Here is a 21707-nt window from a genome sequence, read left to right as displayed (position 1 = left end):
GACGCGGCCGGAGCCGAGGTCGCGGGCATCGGCGGCAGCGGCGAGGGCAGGCCGGGCGCCGGCTGACCGGGTTGCCCGGGTGCGGGCGGCGCCGTCGCGCCGACGGGCGGCGGGGCCCACTGCCCGGTGTCGACGGATCCGCCGGCGGAGACGACGCCCGAGCTCGAACGCTGCGACGGGATGAGGAACTCCTCGCCCGCCGGGCGGTCGCTCGCGAGCGAGGGCGGCTTCACGGAGCCCTGCTCGCGCGGCGAGGCGAGCAGGCGCTGCGCGTGCCGCATGGCCTTGGCGTCGAACGGGTCGAGTCCGTGACGGGCGTCGACGGCGTAGCTGCGGCCGATGCGGTCGAGCCAGCTGCGACCGCGCCGCTCGGGGTCCCAGTTGGAGGAGAGGAACATGAGCGCCGGCCCGATGGCGAGCAGCACGACCCAGCTCAGCCACAGCACGAGCGCACGCAGCGCGATGCGCCAGAAGCCGGCCTTGCCGAAGTCGACGACGCTGACCGAGCGGATGCCGAGCGCGGCCTTGCCGACGGTGACGCCGCGCAGGCCGTGCGAGATGAGCTGGATGAGCCCGAACACGGCCGTGAGCGCCTGCCCGACGGCGATGGCGATGAGCGGCCCGGAGAGACCCGCGAGATCGACCGTCGAGGCGTCTCCGCCGGCCTCGAGCACCGCGGTCGACAGCGCGACGGCACCGAAGATCGTGGGGGCGGCCAGCACGATCCAGATCGCCGCGTCGATCGTGAAGGCGGCGGAACGGCGCCCGGTCGGAGCGGGAACGAGGCCGAGCGCCGCCGCGTAGGCGGGATCGGGCCGGCCGTCGGGACCGAGCCCCGGCGTGGGCTCGTCGTCGACGTGCATCGTGATGCTCATGAGGCTCCTCGGGCGCAGGGTCAACGAGCCAGCGAACCCGATTCGGCGGGCGCTGTCCATGGGGAGTGGTCACCATGGAGGCTTCCGTCTCCCGCACAACCCTAAACGAGCCGCGGCACCCCGGTGTTCACGGTGTGAACGTCGGGGTGCCGCGGCATCCGCTCAGACGACGGGTCTCGGCCCCGCCGCGAGTTCGCGGTCGTAGGCCTCGAGCGCCAGGCGGTTGCGCTCGGTGACGGTGCGGCCTCGCGCGGCGATCCAGCCGCCGAGCCAGATCGGGATCTCGCGGGCGATGACGCCCGCGATGATCGCGAACGGGTCGAGCCAGCGTTCGCCGATGAAGCTCTGCGCCTCGGCGAAGGTGAGGGTCCAGGCCTGCACCGCCAGCAGCGAGGCGCCGATGTACGAGAAGTACACGAGCACGCCCACGAGCAGTCCGAAGACCGCGTAGGTCCACCACGGGCCGCGGTTGATGATCGCGGCGAGCAGCGCGAATCCGAGGAACAGTGCGATGGTCGGCACCCAGAACAAGGCCCAGTAGGGTCCGGCGAGGAACTTCACGAACTCGTCGGTCGCGGCCCCCTGGTCGCCGCGGCTGAGCAGCAGCAGGTAGGTGACGGCCGCGTAGATCAGCGCGAACGCGACGGCGCCGATCGCTGCGACGAGCACGCCGAATCCGCGGTTGCCCTTCGACTTCGGCGGCACGGGCGCCTGCACGTAGATCGTCTGCGGCGGCACCGGCGTCGGCGGCGTGATGAGCGGTTCGGGCGCGAGCGTCGCGGCTCCGACGGCGGTCGCCGCGGCCCCCGGCGGAATGTACGTCTCGCGGCGCACGCTGCCGGCCGTCACCGGGTCGGGCACGGGCTCGGTGAACGGCTCGGGTGTCGGCTCCGACGGGGTCACGGCTGGGGCGGCGAGGGTCTCGGGCGCCGGGTCGGGCTCGGCGGCGGATTCGTAGTCGATCTCGTACTCCGGCTCGGCGGATGTCGCGGCGCCGGCGTTCGCGCGTTCGACGGCCTCGTCGAGGCGGGCCGTGCGTGCGGCGTCGGCATCGACGGCCGTGTCGGCGGCGGGCTCGGGGGCTGAGGCGGGCTCGGGCACCGGGTCGGCGACGGGCTCGGGGGCCGGGTCGGCCGCAGCGACGGGCGCAGGCTCCACGGAGTCCGACGCCACGGGCTCGGGTGCGGGAGCGGGCTCCGGCGCCGCGAACGCCTCGGGCTCGGCAGCCGCCTCGGGCTCGACGTCGGCCGCTGCAGCGGCGGGCTCATCGACCGGGGGCTCCCCCGGGGCATCCGTCACCGCGTCGTCGACCCCGTCGAACTCGTCGATCTCATCGACCCCCGCGACCTCGTCGGCCGTCTCGGAACCCTTGCTCGCCGTCTCGTCGGCGGGCAGGGTGGCGTCGGCCTCGTCGGACGGAGTCGCACCGGTCTCGTCAGGGCCACTCGTCGTGTCGCTCATGATCGCGCTCCTTCCGGGCGCCACGCACCCGCGGTCGTTGGCTCATGCTAGCAACGAGCACCGCGCGCGCTCGGGAGCGCGCGCGGTGCTTTTCGTGGAGCGTCGACTACTCGCCGGCGGCCTGATCGGCGCCGAGATCCGACTGGGTGGAGGCGGCCTCGTCGGCGTTCACGAGCGAGAAGATGAAGCCGCCGATGCGGGCCTGGTGGCTGGCCGCGGCCGGGGCTGCGGGGGTCACGAGCGCGCCGGACTCGTCGTAGACGGGTGCGCCGGCGTTCGGGTCGACCGCCACGGTGCTGACCTCGACCTCGTTCACGAGCATGAGTCGGGCTCCCGACTGCAGCCCGTGCACGAACTCGAGGATCGCGGCGTACTCCCCCGACACCTCGACGCCGATCTGCAGCGTCGCGAAGTTCGAGGCGTCGAGCGTCGTGGAGGTCGCGGCGCCGGCCGCAGCATCCGTCGACGTGCCGGTCGTGGCCGCCGGGTCGGCACCCGCATCGGTCGCGCTGCCGTCGGTGGCCGCGTCGACGGGCACCGCGGGCGCCGCCGCGACGAACGGGGCCGCATCGCTCACCGTGATGCGCTCGATGGTGACGCCCGTGCTCGTCTGCAGCGCGTAGAGCTGGTTGATGAAGTCCGGCACGCCGGTGCCGTCGGGCACCGATGCAGAGGCCGTCTTCCATTCGGCCTCGAGCTGGTCGGCGTCGTCGGCGTCGGCCTGCAGCTGGTCGAGCACGGCCTGCTCGCGCGCGTTCTGCGCGTCGATCGACTGCTGCTGGGCGTGGAGCGCCTGCAACGACGCGAGCTGCGGCTGGATGCCGATGAACCACGCCAGCAGCAGGATCACCACCATGGCGGCGACGGATCCGATCACCCAGAGCCGGTTGCGTGAGGTCATGCTCATTCACCGTCCTTCGTGGCGTCGGTGCCATCTGCTGCAGGTTCGGATGCGGCATCCGTCGGTGGCGCGAATCGCTTCGTGAACACCGACTGGTCGACGTGCATCGTGATGCTGACCGTCCATTGGCCCTGTTCGGTCGCGGTGACCTCGCCGGGCAGCGCATCCGCGTAACCGGGCAGGGTGGCGAGGCCGTCGAGCCAGACGGGCACGTCGGGCAGGGTCGGGCTGGTCGCGGTGAACGCGATGGTCGCGACGCGCTCGCCCTGGAGCGGCGCGGTCGACTGCGCGTACGGGGTCATGGGCGTGGCCGAGTCGATGTCGGCCTGCGTGACGACGACGCCGACGGGCAGCGTCGCCTGCACGTCCTCGAGGTAGTCGCGCCAGTCGATCTCGGTCGAGGCGCCGATCTCCTGCGCCTGCGAGACGATCATGACGTTGCTGCGGAGCTCGCGGATCTCGCCGTACTCGGTCTGCTGCTGCAGCAGGTTCGTGGTGTGCGCCTGCGAGAGCGCGAGCTGCACCGAGGCCTGCACCTGCAGGGCGAACATCGCGCCGATCGCGAGGGCCGCCACGACGAACGTGCCGAGCACGCCGAACACGAGGCCGCGACGCGTGCGCTTGACGGCTCGTTCGGTGCGGATCTCCTCCGGCAGCAGGCTGGCCCTGGGCTCCGCGGCGACGATGGCCTCGCCGACGCCCCGCGCGCTCATGCCGCGCTCCCGAGTGCGAGGCCGACCGCGACGGCCATGTGTCTCGCGTCGCCGTTCAGGCCCGCGCGTTCGAGGCGGTGCCCGAGCTTCACGGCCGAGAACGCGTCGACGTGCTCGACGGGCAGGCGGGTGAGTTCGCCGAGCGCGGTCGCGAGCCCCTTGAGGTGCGCGCCTCCGCCGGTGAGCAGCACGCGCGTGACGGGTTCGTCGGCATGGCTGTTCTGGTAGTACGCGATGGTGTTGCGGATCGCCGCGAGCTGGCCGCGCACCACGTTCGCGATGACCTCGACGGCTTGGCGCCCGTCGGCGGTCTCGGCGTCGGTGAGGCGCAGCCCGAGCTCGCGCTTGATCGACTCGGCCGTCGCGGGGTCGGAGTCGAGCTCCTTCAGGATCTCGCCCGTCACGGCGTTGCCGCCCGTGTGCACGATGCGCACGAACTGCACGACGCCGTCGCGCACGACGAGGGTCGTCGTCGTCTCGGCACCGATGTCGACGACCGCGACCGTGCCCTCGACCCCGGCACGCGTCACGAGCGCCCGGGTCAGGGCGAACGGGATGAGGTCGACATCCGCCGCAGTCAGCCCCGCCGCCTGCACGGCGCGCACGTTGCCGAGCACGACGTCCTTCGGGGCTGCGATGAGCAGGCCCGTCACGACCGGCCCCTGCTCGCTCACGCCCTCGGACTTGGGATAGAAGTCGAGCACGGCGTCGCTGATCGCCATCGGCAGCACGTCGCGCGCCTCGAACTGCAGCGACTCGCGGATCTGCGCGAGCGGCGCTCGGCGCACGGTGAAGTCGCGGGCGAGCACCCGCTCGCCGCCGATGCCGAGCACGACGTGCTTCGTCGTGAAGCCGCCGCGCGTCCAGAGCGAACGCACGGCCGCCGCGACGGTGTTGAGCTCGCGCACCTCGCCACCGACGACCGCGCCCTCCGGCAGGGTCATCTCGGCGTAGTGGGTGAGCACGGGCGTCTTGCGGCCGCCGCTGTCGGCGACCTCCGCCGCGCGGATCGAGCCGTTGCCGATGTCGATGCCGGCGAGTGTTCGTGCCATCTCGGGTTCCTTCGTTCGTCGTGCTGTGCTGTGGTGCTGGTGCGGTGCTGGTGCTGGTGCTGGGTTCGTGCGGTGCTGCAGGGTCTGTTCGTGAGGGGCGGATGCCGCGGGCCGGCGTCGTCGGTCTCGGTCGGGTCCGGTCGGGTCACCCGAATCCGGCGAGGCCGAGATACCAGGCGGCGAGCGGCTGCCCGAAGACGATGCCGACCCACGCGCCGAGCAGCATCCACGGGCCGAACGGGATCGCGGTGCGCCGCCCCGCCTTGCGGGTCAGGAGGAGCGCGATGCCGGCGATGCCGCCGAGCAGGAACGCGGCGAACGCGCCGACGAAGAGCTCGGCCCAGCCGAAGTACGCGAGCACGAGGCCGAGCACGCCCGCGAGCTTCACGTCGCCCATGCCCATGCCGCCCCGCGACACGATCGCGAGCAGCAGGTAGACGGCGAAGAGCCCGACCCCGCCGATGAGCGCACGCCCGATCGCCTCGGGCTCGTCGGCCGCGAGCGAGGCGACGATCACGAGTGCGCCGAGCAGGATCGCCGCCCACATGACGATCACGTTCGGCAGGCGCTTCGTGTCGAGGTCGATGAGCGCCAGCGCGATGCTGACGCCGGCCAGCACGAGCATGATCGCCAGGTCGAGCAGCTGCACGGTGAGGGTGCCGGTCGTGGCCTGCGCACCGGCATCCGACGCCTCTGAACCCTGACCGAACGCGACCCACGCGGCGATGCACGCGAACGCGACCCCCGTGAAGAGCTCGACGAGCGGATACCGCGCCGAGATCGGCGCCGAGCAGTCGCGGCAGCGCCCCCGCAGCACGAGCCACGACAGCACCGGCACGTTGTCGCGCGGGCGGATCTCGCTGCCGCACTCGGGGCACGCGCTCGGCGGCGCCACGACCGACTTGCCCGCCGGCACCCGGTACACGACCACGTTGAGGAACGACCCGATCGCGAGCCCGAGCACGCCGACGGCCGCGACGAGCACGGCGGGCAGCGCGGTGGCGAGCGTGGCGACGGCGGGCATCAGTTCGGCGCTCCGATCGAGGTGTAGGCGGCCTTCGTGGAGGCGTACTGGGTGACGCCGTAGGTCGTCGTGGTGGGCGTCAGGAACTTCGGGGGCGCGATCGTCTTGAACTTCGCGTCGTAGTGGTAGTCCTTGATGTATCCGCCGTTCTCGACGACGATGCCGCGGAACTTCTGAGCGATCGCGCCGTTCACAGTGAGGTTTCCCCGACGGCCGCCGATCGCGTAGTTCTGTGCTTGGAAGACGTGGCCGACCGACAGGATCGCGGCGTCGATGCGGCGGTTGCCCGTGCCGTTCGGGTTGATCGCCACGTCGTCGGAACGCATCGGGTTCCACACCCACACCGAGTTCTGGCCGACGAGACCGAGCACGTCGTCGTTGGAGTCGACGTAGGTGATGTCGCCGGTCACATACACGGTCGTTGCCGCGATCGTCACGGCCCCGTCGACCTGTCCGCGCACGAAGACGTCACCACGCCGGCAGTCGTACGAGGGGGTCGTCGCACTCGAGACCGGAGACGGCGGGATCGCTTCGGTCGTCGCGGTGGAGTTGCCGTAGTAGGGGTATCCGATGCGCGGCCAGGCATTGCCGGCGGACTGCCGGAACTGCCAACCACTCGACGCGCCCGTGCCAGTGCAGGTGAAGGCTGTCGGCAGAAAGCCGGAACTCGACGGACGGTTCGGCTCGATGCCCGTGCCGGTCGCGCTCGGCACGTCTTGCACGTAGATGAGGTTGTGATCGATCACAGGGGTCGTCGCTCCCGCATACGAGTTCAGCGCGGCGATCGAGCCGCACTGCGATGGACTCTGGCTCGCGATCCCGGTGGTGTATGAGGGCTGCGTCACCTTGGTCCACGGCGAGATCACGGTCATCGTGCCGTTGGAATTGAAGGTGATCGTCGTGGGCCCCGTGTAAAGACAGCCGGGTCGCGCGACGGTCGCACTCAGGTCGACCCGCACCTCGGACTTCATCTCCGAGTTGGTCGGAGGCATCGGCTGCGAGGCGACCGATTGCGGTGGGCCCTGATCGAAGACCTGGGTTCCGCAGTCAGTCCAGTTCGGCGTTCCCGGGTCGGCCGTCGTGATCTGGCCGAACCACGACGAGTCGCAGATACGCATGCGATCGTTCGAGTGAGCGGGGCCGTACATCTTGTCGCCGCCGAGGAAGCTGATGTCCTGGCAGCCGCTCGGCCGACCACCCGGCTCCCACTCGTGCTTATAGGGCTCATTGCAGGTGCCGGAATTGAACATGGGGTCACCGAACTCGTAGTCGGTGAACCAGAGGTAGTCGATGAACCCCTTCTGCTTGATGTTCACGATGATGCTTCGCACCTGTGTGCCGACCTTGCCGGTCGAGCGAATGCGGATGACGCCGTTCCGGTCGAAGGTCGAGTTGTCGACCTCGTACCGGTAGCTCGAGCGCCCAGACGAACCCTCGACGGTCGCCCAGTTCGTGGCGGCCGTCACGTTGAAGGCCGGGTTCGCGGTCGGAGGAGCAACGACCGTGCTGCCGCTCGCGATCGTGAAGGCCGACGCCGTGTTGCCGTACTTGTAGTACGTGGCATCGTTCGCGAGTCGACTGGTGTACTCGTCTGCCCCTGCGTAGGCCGCGGCGAGCGCCGCACCCGAATCGTTGTCGGTGCCGGCCTTGCGCAGCCCCGAGAGCGACCAGCTCGCCCCGATCGCGATGAGGATGAGCAGCACGAGCGAGAGCCCCAGCACCGTGAGCAGTGCCGCACCCCGGTCGTCGTCGCGGATGCGGCCGAGCATGCCCGATCGATCGTTCATGAGGTCTCCCGGAGGCCGAGGTTGGCGAGGGCGATGCGGTTGACGATGACCACGGGGGTCGCGGTCGGCTTGTTCGGCGGCACCATGCTGATCCGCACCTCGATCGACGCGACGAGGGGCAGTTGCGCGCTGGTCAGACCCCCTACTGCGGGCACGATCTCCTCGTTCGTCGTATCGACCCCGTCGTCGGCCTTGAAGTACCTGAACACGGTGCCAGCAGGCATCGTGCCGCCCAGCAATTGCGTGGAGGCCGGGGTGGTCGCGGTCGGGTCGGTGCCCGCGAAGACCCAAGTGGTGCCCGACGCCGTCGGGTTCCAGCGCCGCTCCTGCATCTGACCGGCCGACGTGCGCTGGAACTCCACGAGCGTGGGCTTGGTCGGGCGTCCGCCGGCCTCGACCGTCGGAGGTGCGCCGATCGTCGACATCAAAACGACACGCGTGGTCGTGCCGGCGAGCAGAGCGGGCGCCGGGTCGGTCGCACCTGCGACCGGATTGGTCGTTGCGAACCGGATGACGGCGTTGAGTTCATTCGCGACGTTCGACGCGTTGCCCGTGGACGCGTGCCGGCTGCCTGCCTGATCGGTCGCCTTGACCGTCGAGATGTAGATGTTCGCGATCATCGTGAGCACGATGCCCATGAGGATGATCGCGACGAGCAGTTCGACGAGGCTGAACCCCGACTCGTCGGTCGCCAGGCGGCGACGGATACCGCGCATCACGGGGCGACCCCCCGAGGGTCGAGGGCGAGCAGACCCTGGGTCGTGCCGCTCGCGACGGGGTCCGTTCCGGGCGTCCGCCGAGTAACGCCCGTCGTGAGCACCGTCGTCGCGTTGTATGTCGTACCGGTGCTCGTCACGGCGTAGAGCTTCCAGGACCCGAACGGCAGCGCGACCCGGGTAGCCGTCGTGGTCAGGATGTTGCCGAACGAGTAGGTCAGCGATCCCGTACAGGCGGGCTGGCCCGGGATGATCTGGTCAGGCTGCCGAATGGCGACGAGATAGGTGCGAGTCGACGTCGGCCGCACGACATCGACGAGCCCCATGGGCACCGCCAGCGTCGCAGCCGTACCTCCAGGCGTCGTGCTCTGGAACACGGAACGCGAGCCGATGAGGGCGGGCGTCACCCTCGTGTCTGGAGCCCAGGACGAGGGATCGTGCACCGTGCAGGTCGCGGTGCTCGTGCCGGCGAACGCTTGGTAGCCCGTTGCATAGGGGTGGAGGGCCGTCGCGGCCGTCCCGGTGCCGAGCGCGCCCGCTGGGGCCGTGGCGCTGCTCGCTTCGGTGACCGTCGTGGCGAACGGCCACGTGCCGCTCGAGTTCGTATAGGTGGTGGTCAGCTCGGCCGGGTACTCGATCTTCACGGCCGGTACGGCAGGCGTCTGAGTCGGCAGGCGAAGCGCGTTCGAGGCGTAGCGCACCGGGAAGCTGGCCGCCTGGTCGTACTGGAACTGGAACGCCGTCGACGCACCGACGGCCACGACGCCCACGACCGAGGGCGATGCCTGCTGCGCGACATCGAGGTATCCAGACCTGCTGATGCTCACGGTGTAGCTGCCGGGGGCGGCGCCGAGGATGTACGAGCAGCCCTCGACATCCGTCGGCTCGATCGTGACCCCGGTGCCAGGCGAAGGCGAGACCGATGGCGTGACCCCCGCTTCGGGCAGCCCGTCGGCTCCCTTGACCGAAACGAGGATCGTGCCGGTCGACGGGGCGTTGATTCGTGTGGCCGGTGCGAGCAGGGTGTCGCTGCGAGCCGGGATGCCCGTCGGCCCCTTGTTCGCCCACCCGACGGTGACGTTCACCTGCTTGTAGCGGTAACTGCCCCCCGATACGTTGCACGAGAGGTCGGAACCGGTGGAGGTGACCCATGCGACCGAACGCTGGATCGTATAGGTCTCACCGTCTTGCGTGACCACCGTCGTCTCGGAGTGCACCTTGAACGGGTTGCCGACCGCACGAACCTCGTCGATCTCCTGCGAGGCGAGGTTCAGCGCGATCTGGCGCGCCTTGGCATCGCGGGTGTTCGAGAGCGTGAACGTGAGCGAGTAGGCGACACTCACGGCGACGATCGCGAACACGAGCATTGCGACGAGCACCTCGACGAGGCCGAGGCCGGCTTCATCGCCGACTTCGACCTCAGGTGCAGGGCGGGTGCGTGGGAGCACGTGGTTCCTTCGGGCTTCGGGTATGCCGTCAGTGGGTGGATCGAATGGTGCCGAGGAGCGGGGCGCCTGGTAGGGGCGCCCCGCTCCTGGACGAGTTACGGCGTGCCGGCCCCGCAGGTCGCGCCCTTCAGAACGGACGTGGCCTGGGTGATGTTGAATGTCGGCCCTCCGTCGCTGGTGCTGTCGGCCTTAATGCAGAAGGCGGTCGCACTGGTGACCCCGGTGAGATCAAGGGCACTGACGTTGCTGCTCTGTGTGTATCCGTAGGGCGCGAGTGCTGCGGCGCCCGGCGTGCCGGTCTTGCCGTCGGCGTAGTACGCGACGACGGCGATCTTCGCGTTCGTCAGGTCGGACTTAGCCGCGGCATCCTTCGCCCCGTTCTGCAGCCCGATATACACGGGGATCGCGATGGCGACGAGCACGCCGATGATGATGACGACGACGAGCAGCTCGATGAGCGTGAAGCCCTTGTCCTCATCCTTGAGGTTGCGACGGCGCTCCTCGAGCGACGCCAGGATCCGCTTGATCACGGTGCTTCCATTCTTTCGGGTTCTCACCCGGCGGGGGCCGGCTGTGAGGTGAGTCTAGGAACGCGCTCTCACGGCCGGGAAGTCCCACGATGGGTGACATTTACCCCAGATCAGACCCCCTTTCCGGGGGTCAATACGAACGCATCGACCGCATGGCGGAGCCACCCGATGAGCATCGGGTGGCTGCGGCATCCGTCACCGCATCGACGGATGCGTGTCAGCCGCCCTGCACCGCCGTGGCGATCGAGAAGATGGGCAGGTAGAGCGCGATGACCATGCCGCCGATGACCACGCCGAGCAGCGCGATCATGAGCGGCTCGATGGTCGCCGTGAGCTGCTCCGAGGCTGTCTCGACCTCCTGCTCGTAGAACTCGGCGACCTTGTCGAGCATGGGCTCGAGCGCGCCCGAGTCCTCGCCCACCGACACCATCTGCGTGACCATGGGCGGGAACACCTGCTCGGCCGCGAGCGGCGCAGAGAGTGAGCTGCCCTTGCGCACCTGCTCCCCCACGCGGTCGAGCGCCTGCTCGATGACCCAGTTGCCCGACGTCTCGCCGACGATCTTCAGCGACTGGAGAATAGGCACGCCGGCGCCGGTCATGTTCGAGAGGTTGCGCGCGAACCGCGCGATCGCGACCTTGCGCGCGAGCGGGCCGAAGACGGGCGCCCGCAGCTTCCACGGGTCGATCGTGCGACGCACCCTCGCGGTGTGCTTGTTGCGGGCCCACCAGATCCACGAGGCGAGGCCGAGCACGAGCACGACGGGCAGGATCCAGACCATCTGCTCCGAGAGCGTCACGAGCAGCTGGGTCGGCCAGGGCAGCTCGCTGCCGAGGCCCTCGAACATGTCCTTGAAGATCGGCACGATGAACACGAGCATGCCGATCACGGCGAACACGGCCATGATGAGCACGATCACGGGGTAGGTGAGCGCCGAGCGGATCGCCGCGCGGAGCTTCACCTCCTTCTCGAAGGTCTCGGCCACCGAGGCCAGCGCCCGGTCGAGGAATCCGCCGGTCTCGCCCGCGCGCATCATGCTGATCATGACCGGCGGGAACGTGTGGTCGAACGCCGCGAACGACTCCGACACCGACCCGCCGCGCTCGACCTCGTCGCGCACCTTCGTGAGCATGCGCTGGAGGTTCTTCGACGAGGTCTGCGACTCGAGCACCGAGAGCGTGCGCAGGATCGACAGGCCCGCGCCGATCATCGTGGCCATCTGGCGAGACATGATCGCGAGGTCCTTCAGCGGCACGTTCTCGTTGCCGCTGCCGCCGAACGAGATCTCGCGCTGCAGGCCGGTGCCCGGGTGCGCCTCCTCGATCGACACGGGTGCGAGCCCCATGACCGCCAGGCGCCCCGCGACGGACGACTCGCTCGAGGCATCCATTCGCCCCTTGACGAGCTTGCCGGCCGTGTCGCGACCGGTGTACGTGTACTGGGCCGTGGCCATCAGCGGGTTCCCTTCGAGTAGGCGTCGCCGAAGTCGATCTCGCCGAGGCTCTGGGCGTTCGTGCGGGTCACGTCGCCGCTGCGGCGCACGAGCTGCTCGAACGCGTCTGGGTCGTGCGCCTTCTCGAGCGCGACCCGCCGGGTGATGACGGCCGCGTCGACGAGGCCCGCGAGCGACTGGTCCATGGTCTGCATGCCGAGGTCCCGACCGCCCAGCATCGCGGATGCCACCTGGTAGGTCTTGCCCTCGCGGATCAGGTTCGCGATGGCCGGCGTCATCACCAGCACCTCGGTCGCGATCGTGCGTCCCTCGCCCGTCGCGCGGCGCACGAGCGTCTGGCAGACGATGCCCTGGAGCGTCGCCGCGAGCTGCTGGCGCACCTGCCCCTGCTGGTGCGGCGGGAACACGTCGATGATGCGGTCGATGGTCTGCGGAGCGTCCTGCGTGTGCAGCGTCGCGAACACGAGGTGGCCGGTCTCGGCCGCGGTCAGGGCCGCCGAGATCGTCTCGAGGTCGCGGAGCTCGCCGATGAGGATCACGTCGGGGTCCTGGCGCAGCGCGAACTTGAGGGCCGCCGCGAAGCTGTGCGTGTCGGGCCCGACCTCGCGCTGGTGCACGATCGACCGCTTGTGCTCGTGCAGGAACTCGATCGGGTCCTCGACCGTGATGATGTGGTCGGCGCGCGTGCGGTTGATGAGGTCGATGAGCGCCGCGAGCGTCGTCGACTTGCCCGAACCCGTCGGGCCGGTGACCAGCACCAGGCCGCGGGGCAGGGTCGCGAACTGCTCGACCGTCTTCGGCACGCCGAGCGCCGCCAGGTCCTTGATGTCGGCCGGGATCAGACGGAACGCCGCCCCCATCGAACCGCGGTGCATCGAGTAGTTCACGCGGAACCGCTGCTCGGGCGACACCGCGAACGAGAAGTCCAGCTCGAGGTCGCGTGCGAACGCCTCGGCCTGCTCGGGGGTCATCAGGCTCTTCAACGCCGTGTGCACGCGCTCGGAATCCCACGCCGGCCCGGTCGCCTGCCGAAGCCCGCCGTCGATGCGGAACGTCGGCGCAGCCCCCACCGCGAGATGCAGGTCGGAGACCGCCGGCAGCTGCACCTGGCGCAGCGCAGCGACGAGCGCCGGGTCGGCCGCAGCGAGCGCCGCCTCTTCGGCCGGAGTCAGCGGCACCACCGAAGCGGTCTGCCCGCTCGAATCCCACGTCGGCACCGCCCGGCGCCCCTCGGGGATGATCGGCACGCCGGGCTCGGCCACGGGCGCGAGGCCCTCGGGCCAGATGTGCTTCGGCTCGACGGCCGGCTGGGCGCCGGAAGGGCCGCCGGCGGCATCCGCCGACCACAGATCGACCCCCGCGTCGAGCGGCTCATCGGCCGACCAGCGCTGTTCACCTGCATTCATCGCATGCCTCTCGTGATGCTCATGTCCCGCTCCGTGCCTCGCGCCGCGCTCGCTAGATCGCGACGCGCAGCACCTCTTCGATCGAGGTGACGCCGTCGCGCACCTTCGCCCAGCCGTCGTCGCGCAGCGAGCTCATGCCGTTCCGACGCGCCATCGCGCCGATCTCGCTCGCGGCCGCCCGCGCGACGGCGAGGCGCTCGAGCTGCTCGTCGACCTCCATGACCTCGTGCAGCGCGATGCGGCCCTTGTAGCCCGTCTTCGCGCAGGCCTGGCAGCCCACGGCGCCGAAGATCTCGGGCAGGCCCTCGCCCGGTGCCAGTTCGAAGCGCAGCACCGCGAGCTCCTCGCGCGTGACCTCGAGCGGCGCCTTGCACCGTTCGCAGAGCCGACGGGCCAGCCGCTGCGCGACCACGCAGTCGACCGCGGACCCCACGAGGAACGGCTCGACGCCCATCTCGGTCAGACGCGTCACCGCGCTGGCCGCATCGTTCGTGTGCAGCGTCGAGAGCACGAGGTGGCCGGTGAGCGACGCCTCGATCGCGATCTGCGCCGTCTCACGGTCGCGGATCTCGCCCACGAGCACGATGTCGGGGTCGGAGCGCAGGATGCTGCGCAGCGCGCTCGCGAACGTCAGGCCCGCCTTGGTGTTCACCTGCACCTGGTTGATGCCGTTCATGCGGTACTCGACCGGATCCTCGACGGTGATCACGTTGACCTCCGACCGCGCCACCGCGTTCAGCGTCGCGTAGAGCGTCGTCGACTTGCCCGACCCCGTCGGACCGGTGACCAGGATCATGCCGTGCGGCTTGCGGTACGACCGCTCGAACACCGCCTGGTTCGCCGGGCTCAGCCCGAGGTCGCGCAGGTCGAGGCTCGCATGCGAGTTGTCGAGGATTCGCATGACGACCTTCTCGCCCCACACCGTCGGCAGCGTCGCCACGCGCACGTCGATCTTGCGCCCGCCCACGACCGCCGACATGCGGCCGTCCTGCGGCTTGCGGCGCTCGGCGATGTCGATGTCGGCCATGATCTTCAGGCGCGAGATCACCCCGCTCTGAATGGACTTGGGCGCGCTCTGCATCTCGTGCAGCACGCCGTCGATGCGGTACCGCACCCGCAGCGAATGCTCCTGCGGCTCGATGTGGATGTCGGACGCCGAGTCTGCGATCGCCTGCGACACCAGCACGTTGACCAGTCGCACGATCGGCGCGTCGTCGTCGGCATCGGCGACCTGGAACGTCTCGGTGAGGGATGCCTCGGCCTCGCCCTCGAGCGTCGTGGCGAGGTCGAGCAGCTCCTCGTCGGCGCGGTGGTACCGGTCGATCATGCTGAGCAGCTGCTCCCGGTCGGCGACGACCGGACTCACCGTCAGACCCGACTCGACACGCACGTCGTCGAGCGCGAAGACGTCGCCGGGCGTGGCCATCGCGAGGATGATCGTGTCGACCGTCACCGCGATCGGCAGCACCGAGTGCCGCCGGCATGTCGAAGGCCCCACGAGGTCGACGGCCTCCTGCTCGACCGGGTAGTCGAGCAGGTCGTCGATGTACGGCACGCCGGCCTGCGCGGCCCGCGCACGCTGCAACTGCCGCTCGGTGATGAGGCCCCGCGTGACGAGCGACTGCACGGCGCGCTCGTCGGAGTCGTCGACCGACGTGACCTCGTGCAGATGCTCGTAGGGGACATCGCCCTGCAGGATCAGGATCTCGCCCAGAACTGGCATGTCGCTCCGCACGGTCGGGTCGGAGCGGTCGTCGGGCCGACCACCGCACCGGGGTGAGCACCACGCATCGGGTCAACACGTGTGGGAACACAGTAGATTCGCGTGCCGCCGACCGCGGCCCCCAGAGCGGGGGGCTCCCGAACGGGTGCGGGGCACCCCCTGTCGTCGCAGCGGCGGCGGCGCGGCCAGCAGGGTCCGCGGCGACCGCCGACGTCGTCACCTCGCAAACGGCGAACGGATGCCGCGACGAGCGTCGCGGCATCCGTTCGAGTCGTGCTGTGCCGGGCGGATCCCTACGTGACGATCGCCGTCGAGGCGCTCGAGCTCGATGCCGTGGCGTATCCCGTGCGCGCGCCCGTCACCGTGACCCGCACGGTCTTGCCCGCCTGCGCGCTCGTGAGCTTGAACGTCTTCGCCGTCGCGCCTGCGATCACCGTGCCGTTCGCCGACCACCGGTACGTCAGGGTCGTGCCCGAAGTCCACGTGCCCGGGTTCGCCGTCAGCGTGCTGCCCACCTTCGCCGTGCCGCTCACCGTGGGAACGCCCTTCGTGATCACCTTCGCCGTCGCCGCGCTCGTGCGGGTCACCGTCGGATAGCCCGACAGCGTGCCCGTGGCCTTGACCGTGATCGCCTTGCCCGCCTGCGCGCTCGTGAGCTTGAACGTCTTCGCCGTCGCACCGCTGATCGCCACGGCGTCGGCGTACCACCGGTACGTCAACGCCGAGCCCGACGTCCACGTGCCCGGCGCAGCCGTCAGGGTCGCACCCACCGCGGCCGTTCCGCTGATCGTCGGCGCCGACGTGGTCGCGACCTTCGTCGCGGTCGCGGCGCTCGTGCTCGAGGCCGTCGCGAATCCGGCCAGCTTGCCGGTCACCTTCACGGCGATCGTCTTGCCCGCCTGCGCGCTCGTGGGCTTGAACGTCTTCGCCGTGGCCCCGCTGATCGCCGCGCCGTTCGCCGACCACGCATACGTGAACGTCGTGCCCGCGGTCCACGTGCCCGGGTTCGCCGTCAACGTGCTGCCGACGTTGGTCGTTCCGGTCACGGTCGCGACACCCCGGGTGATCACCTTCGCGGTCGCCGCGCTCGTCTCGGTCGCCGTCGGATACCCCGGCAGCGTACCCGTGGTCGCCACCGTGATCGCCTTGCCCGCCTGCGCGCTCGTGAGCTTGAACGTCGAAGCCGTCGCACCGCCGATCGCCGATCCGTCGGCTTTCCACTGGTACGTCAGCTTCGTGCCCGCGGTCCACGTGCCAGGCACGGCGGTCAGCGTGCTCCCGACCGCGACGGTGCCGCTGATCTTCGGGACCGGCGTGGCCGCGACCCGGCCCTCCGAGTACCCCGTGCGAGTGGCGGTGCCGTAGCCCGGCTGCGTGCCGGTCACCCACACGCTCAGGTACGTGCCCGCGAGCGCGCTCGTGATCGCGAGCGTCTTGCCCGTCGCGCCCGAGATCGCCACGCCGTCGGCGTACCACTGGTACGTGAAGACGGTGCCGGCGGTCCACGTGCCGGGCGTGGCCGTGAGGCTCGCCCCGACCTTCGGCACGCCCGTGGCGCTCGGGGTGCCGGCCGTGAGCACCCGAGCGCTTGCCGACGTGCTGGCCTTCGTCGTGGCGTAGTTCGGGGCCGTCGCGGTCACCTCGGCGGTGATCGACTTGCCCGCCTGCGCGCTCGTCAGCAGGAACTCGTCGCTCGTCGCCCCGTCGATCAGCACGCCGTCGGCGTACCAGCGGTAGGTCTTGACGGCGTCGTACGGCGAGAGCACCGTTCTCGTGTAGAGCCGGCTGCCGACGACCGCATCGCCGCCGAGCGTATGGGAGACCACCGAGACCTGCGGTCCGACGAGGAGCAGATCGATACCGGATGTCACGGCGCCGGTCGTGACCGTCACGAGCCCGTTGCGCGGGGTCCACGGCCACGTCTGCGCGTTGCCGGCCGGTGACTGCGAGATGCCCAGGGTGTATCGCCCTGACGGGAGACCACTCAGCAGGTAGGTGCCGCTCGCGTCGCTTTCGATGACGTTGGCCTGGGTCGTGACGTTCGAGCCCTCGAGCGTCACGTATGCCTTCGCACCCTTGGCGGGAACCGACGACGACCCCGACGGCACGGTGACCTTGCCGGTGATGACCCCGCCCTTGACCATGGTGGCGTTCATGTTCGCGAGCTTCGCGCCGGCCCCGAGGGCGAAGTACGTCGCGGTCTGCGGGGTGTACTTGTCGTTCCAGTACTCCGTGAGCGCCGGGTGGTAGGTGCGCGTCGCCGGGATGGAGTCCCAGAACCACAGCGTGTACGAACCCGCTGCCGCCGAGAGCGTGTACGTGCCGTCGGCGGCGAGCAGCGAGCTGGCGTAGGTCGCGCCTTGGCGCACCAACGAGACGTACACCTTCGAACCGGCGGGAGCGGTGACCTTGCCGGTGACCGTGCCGTTCGTCTCGGCCGCGAACGCCGGCGCGCTGCCGGCCCCCACGCTCGCGAACGCCAACACGAGTGCGACCACGGCGGCGACGATGCCGCGCCGTGGGCGCGCAGGACTCTTCTGCACATGCCCTCCAGGGTGATCACGGCCGGAACCGGCCGAGTGTCACTCTAGGGGGTCGGGCACCCACTGGAACGGCGATGACGTCTCGCATCCACGATCCCGGCCGAAACGCCGAACGGCCCCCGATCCGCAAGGGATCGGGGGCCGTTCGTGGTGCGATTCGCGCCTAGCTGTAGTTGCCGGGCGTGAAGTCGTCGTTCGAGAACGCGTCGAAGTCGACGAAGCTCAGGTCGCCCTCGGTGAACGCGGCGTCGTCGGTGAAGATGCGGTTGGGGTACCGCTCCGCCTTCGCCTCGTCGGTCGCCTCGACCGCGACGTTCCGGTACTTGTTCAGACCGGTTCCCGCGGGGATCAGCTTTCCGATGATCACGTTCTCCTTGAGGCCGACCAGCGGGTCGGACTTGCCCTCCATGGCGGCCTGCGTGAGCACGCGGGTCGTCTCCTGGAAGGACGCGGCCGACAGCCACGACTCGGTCGCGAGCGAAGCCTTGGTGATACCCATGACCTCCTGACGCGCCGAGGCCGTCTTCTTGCCCTCGGTGATCGTCGCGCGGTTGATCTCCTGGTACTTCGACCGGTCGACCAGCTCACCCGGAAGCAGGTCGGTGTCGCCGTGGTCGACGACGGTGACCTTGCGCAGCATCTGGCGCACGATGACCTCGATGTGCTTGTCGTGGATCGGCACACCCTGCGAGCGGTAGACGCCCTGCACACCGTCGACGAGGTGCTTCTGCACCTCGCGCACGCCCTTGACCCGGAGGACCTCCTTGGGGTCGACGGCGCCGACGATCAGCTGCTGGCCGAGCTCGACGTGCTGTCCGTCTTCGACCAGGAGGGTCGAACGCTTGAGCACGTTGTACGCGATCGGCTCGTCGCCGTTGTCGGGCGTGAGGATGACCTTGCGCTGACGCTCGCTCTCGTCGATCGTGATGCGACCGGCGGCCTCGACGATGGGCGACGCACCCTTGGGGGTACGAGCCTCGAAGAGCTCCTGCACGCGGGGCAGACCCTGCGTGATGTCATCGGCCGAGGCCGAACCACCGGTGTGGAAGGTACGCATGGTGAGCTGCGTGCCGGGCTCGCCGATCGACTGGGCCGCGATGATGCCGACGGCCTCGCCGATGTCGACGAGCTTGCCGGTCGCGAGCGAACGGCCGTAGCACTTCGCGCAGACACCGACGGCCGACTCGCAGGTCAGGACGGAGCGCACCTTGATGGTGCCCACGCCTGCCGCGATGAGCTTGTCGATGAGCACGTCGCCCACGTCTTCGCCGGCCTCGGCGACGACCTCGCCCTTGTCGTTCACGGCGTCTGCCGCGAGCGAACGGGCGAACACCGAGTTCTCGACGTTGGGGTCGCGGACGAGCTCGCCCGAGGCATCCGTCGTCGCGATGGGGAGCTCGAGGCCCTTGCCGGTGCCGCAGTCCTCTTCACGGATGATGACATCCTGCGAGACGTCGACGAGTCGACGCGTGAGGTAACCCGAGTCGGCGGTACGGAGGGCCGTGTCGGCCAGACCCTTGCGGGCACCGTGCGTCGCGATGAAGTACTCCGCCACCGACAGACCCTCGCGGTACGAGGAGATGATCGGGCGGGGGATGATCTCACCCTTCGGGTTGTTCACGAGACCGCGCATACCGGCGATGTTGCGAACCTGGAGCCAGTTACCACGGGCGCCCGACGTGACCATGCGGTTGATGGTGTTGTCGGTCGGGAAGTTCTCCTGCATGGCCTTGGCGACCTCGTCGGTTGCCTTCGTCCAGATCTGGATGAGCTCCTGACGACGCTCGAGGTCGGTCGTGAGACCCTTCTCGAACTGCGACTGCACCTTCGTGGCCAGCTTCTCGTACCGCCCGACGATCTCGCCCTTGCTCGGCGGCGTCAGGATGTCGGAGAGTGCGACGGTCACGCCCGAACGGGTCGCCCAGCGGAAGCCGGCGTCCTTGATCCGGTCGAGGGTCGCGGCGACCTCGGTCTTCGGGTAGCGCTCGGCGAGGTCGTTGACGATCGCCGAGATCTGGCCCTTGCCGGCCTGCTCGTTGAAGAACGGGTAGTCCACCGGGAGCGCCTCGTTGAAGAGCGCACGACCGAGCGTGGTCTCCATGAGGTACGGCTTGCCCTCGACGAAGTTCTCGGGGGCCTCGCCCTCGGCGAAGTGCACGCCGTCGAGACGGATGCGCACCTTCGCGTTGAGGTCGAGCGCGATCTCGCCCGGCTTGTTCTGGTCGAACGCGAGGATCGCCTCGGCGATCGACGAGAACGCGCGGCCCTCGCCGGCTGCGCCGGGCTTCTCGGTCGTCAGGTGGTGCAGACCGATGATCATGTCCTGCGTGGGCAGGGTCACCGGACGACCGTCGGACGGCTTCAGGATGTTGTTCGACGCGAGCATCAGGATGCGCGCCTCGGCCTGGGCCTCGACCGACAGCGGCAGGTGCACGGCCATCTGGTCGCCGTCGAAGTCGGCGTTGAACGCCGCACACACGAGCGGGTGGAGCTGGATGGCCTTGCCCTCGACGAGCTGCGGCTCGAACGCCTGGATGCCGAGACGGTGCAGGGTGGGTGCACGGTTCAGCAGCACGGGGCGCTCGCGGATGATCTCTTCGAGGACGTCCCACACGTGCGGGTTCGAACGCTCGACCATGCGCTTGGCGGCCTTGATGTTCTGAGCGTGGCTCAGGTCGATCAGGCGCTTGATCACGAACGGCTTGAAGAGCTCGAGCGCCATCTGCTTGGGCAGACCGCACTGGTGCAGCTTCAGCTGCGGGCCGACGACGATGACCGAACGGCCCGAGTAGTCGACGCGCTTGCCGAGCAGGTTCTGGCGGAAGCGACCCTGCTTGCCCTTGAGCATGTCGCTCAGGGACTTGAGGGCGCGGTTGCCTGTACCCGTGACGGGGCGACCACGACGACCGTTGTCGAACAGCGCGTCGACGGCCTCCTGCAGCATCCGCTTCTCGTTGTTGACGATGATCTCGGGGGCACCGAGGTCGAGCAGACGACGAAGACGGTTGTTGCGGTTGATCACACGACGGTAGAGGTCGTTGAGGTCGGAGGTCGCGAAGCGGCCACCGTCGAGCTGCACCATCGGGCGGAGCTCCGGCGGGATCACCGGAACCACGTCGAGCACCATCGCGGCCGGCGAGTTGCCGGTCTGCAGGAAGGAGCTCACCACGCGCAGGCGCTTGATGGCGCGGATCTTCTTCTGACCCTTGCCCTCGGCGATCTGCAGGCGCAGGTCTTCGGCCTCGGCGGCCAGGTCGAACGCCTCGAGGCGCTTCTTGATGGCCTCAGCGCCCATGAAGGCGGTGAAGTACATGCTGTAGCGGTCCTGGAGCTCGTGGAACACGGCGTCTTCGGGCTTGAGGTCGCCGACCTTGAGGGTGCGGAAGTCCTCCCACACGCGCTCGAGGTGCGCGACCTGCTCGTCGGCCGACTTGCGGACGCCGGTCATCTCCTTGTCGGCGGCAGCCTCGGCGCGCTTGCGCACGTCGGACTTGGCACCGTCGGCCTCGAGGGCCGCGAGCTCCTCCTCCTTGCGGACCATGAGCGTCGCGATGCGGGCATCGCGCTGGTCGCCGATCGTCTTGATCTCGAGACGGATCTCGTTCTCGAGGCCGGGCATGTCGGCGTGACGACCCTCGTCGTCGACGTCGATGACCATGTAGGCCGCGAAGTAGATGACCTTCTCGAGGTCCTTCGGCGCCATGTCGAGCAGGTAGCCGAGGCGCGAGGGAACACCCTTGAAGTACCAGATGTGGGTCACGGGAGCGGCGAGCTCGATGTGGCCCATGCGCTCACGACGGACGGAGGACTTGGTGACCTCCACGCCGCAGCGCTCGCACACGATGCCCTTGAAGCGAACGCGCTTGTACTTGCCGCACGCGCACTCCCAGTCACGGCTCGGTCCGAAGATCTGCTCACCGAACAGACCGTCCTTCTCGGGCTTCAGGGTGCGGTAGTTGATGGTCTCGGGCTTCTTGACCTCACCGTAAGACCACTTGCGGATGTCGTCGGCGGTCGCCAGGCCAATGCGAAGCTCGTCAAATGTGGTTGCGTCGAGCAATTTCTCTCCTTGGAA

The 21707-nt window shown here is 69.4% G+C and carries 15 protein-coding genes; all 15 read right to left on the bottom strand.

Going from position 1 to position 21707, the window contains the following annotated elements; translation table 11 throughout:
• Positions 1-875: RDD family protein (locus GQR16_RS19090; protein ID WP_170298578.1), on the bottom strand; the 875-nt coding region annotated here is incomplete at its 3' end.
• A 162-nt stretch (positions 876-1037) separates the two neighbouring features.
• Positions 1038-2336, bottom strand: coding sequence for a hypothetical protein (locus tag GQR16_RS19085; RefSeq protein ID WP_157416759.1), 1299 nt, complete (start codon positions 2334-2336; stop codon positions 1038-1040).
• Between the two features lie 106 nt (positions 2337-2442).
• Positions 2443-3243, bottom strand: coding sequence for a hypothetical protein (locus GQR16_RS19080; protein WP_157416758.1), 801 nt, complete (start codon positions 3241-3243; stop codon positions 2443-2445).
• The gene (locus GQR16_RS19075) at positions 3240-3950 is read right to left on the bottom strand and encodes a hypothetical protein (RefSeq protein WP_157416757.1); all 711 of its coding nucleotides are present in this window, start codon (positions 3948-3950) and stop codon (positions 3240-3242) included. The genes GQR16_RS19080 and GQR16_RS19075 overlap by 4 nt, the downstream gene beginning before the upstream one ends.
• On the bottom strand, positions 3947-5002 hold the full coding sequence (pilM, locus tag GQR16_RS19070) for a type IV pilus assembly protein PilM (RefSeq protein WP_157416756.1): 1056 nt from the start codon (positions 5000-5002) through the stop codon (positions 3947-3949). The genes GQR16_RS19075 and pilM overlap by 4 nt, the downstream gene beginning before the upstream one ends.
• Positions 5003-5147: 145 nt before the next feature.
• Entirely contained in the window at positions 5148-6026 is an 879-nt protein-coding gene (locus GQR16_RS19065; RefSeq protein WP_157416755.1) for a prepilin peptidase, read from the bottom strand.
• Positions 6026-7813, bottom strand: coding sequence for a hypothetical protein (locus GQR16_RS19060; protein WP_157416754.1), 1788 nt, complete (start codon positions 7811-7813; stop codon positions 6026-6028). The genes GQR16_RS19065 and GQR16_RS19060 overlap by 1 nt, the downstream gene beginning before the upstream one ends.
• Positions 7810-8529 (bottom strand): type IV pilus modification PilV family protein, encoded by a 720-nt coding sequence (locus GQR16_RS19055; RefSeq protein WP_157416753.1) that lies wholly within the window; start codon positions 8527-8529, stop codon positions 7810-7812. Before GQR16_RS19055 ends, GQR16_RS19060 begins: the two co-directional genes overlap by 4 nt.
• On the bottom strand, positions 8529-9977 hold the full coding sequence (locus GQR16_RS19050) for a type IV pilus modification PilV family protein (RefSeq protein WP_157416752.1): 1449 nt from the start codon (positions 9975-9977) through the stop codon (positions 8529-8531). The genes GQR16_RS19055 and GQR16_RS19050 overlap by 1 nt, the downstream gene beginning before the upstream one ends.
• A gap of 95 nt (positions 9978-10072) precedes the next feature.
• Positions 10073-10507, bottom strand: coding sequence for a type IV pilin protein (locus tag GQR16_RS20110; RefSeq protein ID WP_157416751.1), 435 nt, complete (start codon positions 10505-10507; stop codon positions 10073-10075).
• A gap of 217 nt (positions 10508-10724) precedes the next feature.
• Complete coding sequence (locus GQR16_RS19040) at positions 10725-11960, bottom strand: type II secretion system F family protein (protein WP_157416750.1); 1236 nt, start codon at positions 11958-11960, stop codon at positions 10725-10727.
• Positions 11960-13366: a type IV pilus twitching motility protein PilT gene (locus GQR16_RS19035; RefSeq protein ID WP_157416749.1), complete on the bottom strand. Its 1407-nt coding sequence runs from the start codon at positions 13364-13366 to the stop codon at positions 11960-11962. Before GQR16_RS19035 ends, GQR16_RS19040 begins: the two co-directional genes overlap by 1 nt.
• A 52-nt stretch (positions 13367-13418) precedes the next feature.
• Positions 13419-15089, bottom strand: coding sequence for a GspE/PulE family protein (locus GQR16_RS19030; protein WP_157416748.1), 1671 nt, complete (start codon positions 15087-15089; stop codon positions 13419-13421).
• Positions 15090-15382: 293 nt separating this feature from the next.
• The gene (locus tag GQR16_RS19025) at positions 15383-17632 is read right to left on the bottom strand and encodes a hypothetical protein (protein ID WP_157416747.1); all 2250 of its coding nucleotides are present in this window, start codon (positions 17630-17632) and stop codon (positions 15383-15385) included.
• A gap of 163 nt (positions 17633-17795) precedes the next feature.
• Complete coding sequence (gene rpoC, locus GQR16_RS19020; RefSeq protein ID WP_157416746.1) at positions 17796-21692, bottom strand: DNA-directed RNA polymerase subunit beta'; 3897 nt, start codon at positions 21690-21692, stop codon at positions 17796-17798.
• Between the last annotated feature and the right edge of the window lie 15 nt (positions 21693-21707).

Origin of the sequence: Agromyces allii, assembly GCF_009749385.1 — a bacterium.
Taxonomy (GTDB): Bacteria; Actinomycetota; Actinomycetes; order Actinomycetales; family Microbacteriaceae; genus Agromyces; species Agromyces allii.
The sequence above is the reverse complement of the archived record's forward strand: the minus strand, read 5'-3'. Positions and strand labels throughout refer to the sequence as shown.